Genomic DNA, 3,757 nt, shown 5'->3' with positions numbered 1-3,757 from the left:
GTGTGGAGCGGCAGGGGCGGAGCCGGGTCGGTGGGGCGCACGACCGGCAGGGTGTTCCTGACGATGGCGGGCAGCGACTTCGTCTGCTCGGCGAGCACCGTGCGCAGCGCCAGCCGTGACCTCGTGGTGACCGCCGGCCACTGTCTCAAGGACGGCACGGGCGAGTGGGCGGACAACTGGATCTTCGTGCCGGGCTACCGGGACGGCGGCGGGCCGTACGGCTCGTTCACGGCCCGCCGGATGTTCGTGCCGCGCCAGTGGTCCCAGCGCGCCGACGACAGCCACGACGTCGGCATGGTGGCGCTCAACCGCCGCGGGGGCAGGCACGTCGCCGATGTCACGGGCGTCCAGGAGATCGCCTTCAACGCCCGGCGCGGCGGCGCCGCGCACGTCTTCGGCTTCCCCGCCGACCCGCCGTACGACGGGCGGCGGCTGGTCTACTGCGCCGGGCGGCCCCGGCCCGACCCGCACGGCCAGACCCACGACCAGGGCCTGCCGTGCGACATGACGGCCGGGGCCAGCGGCGGCCCGTGGCTGTCCGGCTTCGACCCGCGCACCGGGCGCGGCACGCTGACCTCGGTGAGCAGTTTCAAGTACACCGACGACGAGACCGTGATGTACGGCCCCTACCTCGGCGCCGCCGCCAAAGACCTGTACGCGAGGGCGCAGCGCGCCTGACGCGGCGCCCCCGCCGTCACCTCACAGGCTCAGGCCGGTCAGCACCATGGTCTTCTCGTAGGTGAAGTCCTCCATGGCCGAGCGCAGCCCCTCGCGCCCGATCCCCGACTGCTTGACTCCGCCGTAGGGCATCTGGTCGGCCCGGTAGGACGGCACGTCACCGATGATCACCCCGCCGACCTCCAGCTCCCGGTTGGCCCGGAAGGCGACGTCCAGCGACCGGGTGAAGACGCCCGCCTGCAGGCCGTACGCCGAGTCGTTGACCGCGGCGAACGCCTCGTCCACGCCCGCCACCCGGGACAGCACCATCACCGGCCCGAAGACCTCCTCGCGGTTGACCTTGGCGTCGGCGGGGACGTCGGTCAGCACGGTGGGGGCGATCGTGGCGCCCGCGCGGGTGCCACCGGCCAGCAGCCGCCCGCCCGCGGCCACGGCCTCGGCGATCCACTGCTCCACCCGCTCCGCGGCGGCCTCCGACACCAGCGGCCCGACCTGGGTCTTCTCATCGCCCGGGTCGCCGGTGACGAGCGCCTGGACGGCGGGCAGCAGCCGCTCCACGAAGCGGTCGTAGGCGGCGTCCTCCACGATCACCCGCTGCACCGCGATGCAGCTCTGTCCGGCCTGGTAGTTGCCGAACACCGCGATCCGCGAGGCCGCCCAGTCCAGGTCGGCGTCGGCGAGCACGACGGCCGCCGCGTTGCCGCCGAGTTCGAGGGTGACGTGCTTGCGGGGCACCTGGTCCAGCAGCGCGTAGCCGACCGGCCCCGAGCCGGTGAAGGACACCACCGGCAGGCGCGGGTCGTCGACCAGCCCGGCGGCCCGCTCGTTGGGCACCGGCAGCACCGAGAACATGCCTTCGGGCAGCGCGGTCTCGGCCAGGATGTCGCCGAGCACCAGTGAGGAGACGGGGGTCGCGGGTGCGGGCTTGACCACGACCGGGGCGCCGACCGCGATGGCCGGGGCGACCTTGTGCGCGACGAGGTTGAGCGGGAAGTTGAACGGCGTGATGGCGAGCACCGGCCCGCGCGGCACCCGGGTGACGTAGGCCATCCGGCCGGTGCCGCCCGGCTCGGTGTCGAGCCGCTGGACGTCGCCACTGAACCTGCGGGTCTCCTCGGCGGCGAACCTGAAGGTCGACACGGCGCGGGCGACCTCGCCCCGCGCCCACATCATGGGCTTGCCGTTCTCCCTGCTGATCAGCGTGGCCAGCTCGTCGGCGCGCTCGGCGAGCCGCCGCGAGACGTGGGCGAGCGCGTCGGCGCGCACGTGCACGGGCAGTGCCGCGGCCTGCGCGCGCACCGCCTCGGCGGCGGCGATGGCCTGTTCGACCTGCTCCTCGGTCGGCACGGAGCAGATCGCGACGACGTTGCCGTCGTGGGGATTGGTCACGGTCAGCTCGGCCTCGCCGGTGGCGGCACGGCCGGCGAGCCAGAAGGGGCGCACGTCCATACCTGAACGCTATGCCACCCAACCGCCCAGAGCTTTACTCCAGTGCGCACAATCGGTTCGCTTTTTCACGCCATGACGGATAATGCACATCGGCCGACCGCTTGCCTGTAACGAAATAGGCCATAAATCCGGATGACTTCGTGCAGGACGGTTTGAACCTGCGCGGCCGGGGTTAAGTCATGTGTGGGTCGCGTGCGGGCCCCGGAGTGGAAGGGCTGAAGCTCATGACCTCGTCGGCGCCTCGTGGGCTCCAGGGCGCCTACCTCTTGGGCGAGCGCACCTCCCACGACGAGTTGCGCACCCGGTTGCTCGACGTCGCCGGGGAGCTGTTGCTGACCCACGGGCCCGACAGCCTTTCCATGCGGCGCATCGCGACCGAGGCGGGCTGCTCCACCACGGTCATCTACACCATGTTCGGCAGCAAGGAAGGCCTCGCCGAGGCCCTTTACCTGGAGGGCTTCGAGCGGTTCCGGCGCAGGCTGGAGGCCGTCCCGCCGCGCAAGGACCCGTACGACTACCTCACCGCGCTGGCCCCGGTCTACCGCGAGGCGTGCCTGTCCGAGCCCGCCTACTACAGCCTGATGTTCGAAAAGGCCATCCCGGGTTTCGAGCCGAGCGAGCGGGCGCGCACCCTGGCCAGGGCCGCGCTCAACATCATCGACCGGGTGATCGCCGACTGCATCTCGGCCGGGTACATCATCCCGACCCAGCCGCGTAAGATCGCCGACGCGCTGTGGGCGGCCGCGCACGGCGCGATCAGCCTTGAGCGCGCGGGGCACTTCCGCGACTCGCGCACCTTCGACGCCGTGACCACCGCCACCATCTGCTGCTTCCTCGTCCGCAAGTCCGATTGAGACCCGGGCTCAGCCGATGATCGAGCAGGCCACCCACAGTTCGGCGCGCGTGGCGGGGTCGTCGATGTCGCGGCCGAGCAGTTCGGCGACCTTGCGCATCCGGTAGCGCAGCGTGTGCCGATGAATGCCGAGGCGTTGCGCGGCGGCGTCCCAATGGCCGTTGGCCTCCAGGTAGGCGCGCAGCGATTCCAGCAGGTCGGCGCGCGTGCCGTACTCCAGCATCGGGGCGAGCAGCGCGGTCGCGAACGCCTGGGCCGCGCCGGGGTCGAGCACCGCGAGCAGGCCCTGGCCGGGCAGCGCCGCATAGCGCATGACCGGGGCGCAGATCCGGTGGGCGGCGGCCAGGGCGCGGCGGGCCTGTTCCGCACCGGCCGCCAGGCGGTCGAGGCCGACCGGCTCGCCCACGCCGACCGGCCCGTACGGCCCGAGCGCGCGTACCAGCGCCTCCTGCCCGTCCGCCGGGGCCAGCACGATGGTCTCCTCGCCGAGCGCGGCGGCGAACGTCCCTCCGGCCGCCTCGATCACCCCGTCGCGGTCGCCGCGGGTGGCGAGCACCACGACCGAAGGTTCGGGCAGCGGATCGCCGAGTGCGGCCAGGGCGGCGCGGGCGCCGTCCACCTCGCCGGCCAGCAGCAGCCGCAGCACCGCGGCCCGCACCCGCCGTTCGGCGGCCGGTCGCCGCGCCTCCTGCTCCAGCGCGAGCGTCAGCAGCGAGCCCGCCACGTTGACCACCGTGTGCCTGACCGGGGAGAACGTCCGATCCCCCGCCGCCGCCC

4 protein-coding genes are annotated in these 3,757 nt (G+C 72.9%); 2 read left to right on the top strand and 2 right to left on the bottom strand.

The annotated features are described in order from the left end of the window. Positions 1-678 (top strand): trypsin-like serine peptidase (locus C1I98_RS36565; protein ID WP_368773558.1); only part of this gene is annotated, 678 nt, incomplete at its 5' end. Between the two features lie 21 nt (positions 679-699). Here the strand turns inward: C1I98_RS36565 and C1I98_RS36560 are convergent. Beyond that, entirely contained in the window at positions 700-2,127 is a 1,428-nt protein-coding gene (locus C1I98_RS36560; protein WP_111171853.1) for an aldehyde dehydrogenase family protein, read from the bottom strand. Between the two features lie 224 nt (positions 2,128-2,351). Here C1I98_RS36560 and C1I98_RS36555 point away from each other — a divergent pair, with 224 nt between their 5' ends. Continuing rightward, positions 2,352-2,981 carry a TetR/AcrR family transcriptional regulator gene (locus C1I98_RS36555; protein ID WP_111171854.1) on the top strand — a complete coding sequence of 210 codons (630 nt, stop codon included), beginning with the start codon at positions 2,352-2,354 and terminating at the stop codon, positions 2,979-2,981. Between the two features lie 9 nt (positions 2,982-2,990). Here C1I98_RS36555 and C1I98_RS36550 read toward each other — a convergent pair. Continuing rightward, positions 2,991-3,757 (bottom strand): PucR family transcriptional regulator (locus C1I98_RS36550; protein WP_146607865.1); only part of this gene is annotated, 767 nt, incomplete at its 5' end.

The sequence above is a fragment of the Spongiactinospora gelatinilytica genome (genome assembly GCF_003236385.1).
Lineage (GTDB): Bacteria > Actinomycetota > Actinomycetes > Streptosporangiales > Streptosporangiaceae > Spongiactinospora > Spongiactinospora gelatinilytica.
This window is presented reverse-complemented; position numbering and strand designations above follow the sequence as displayed.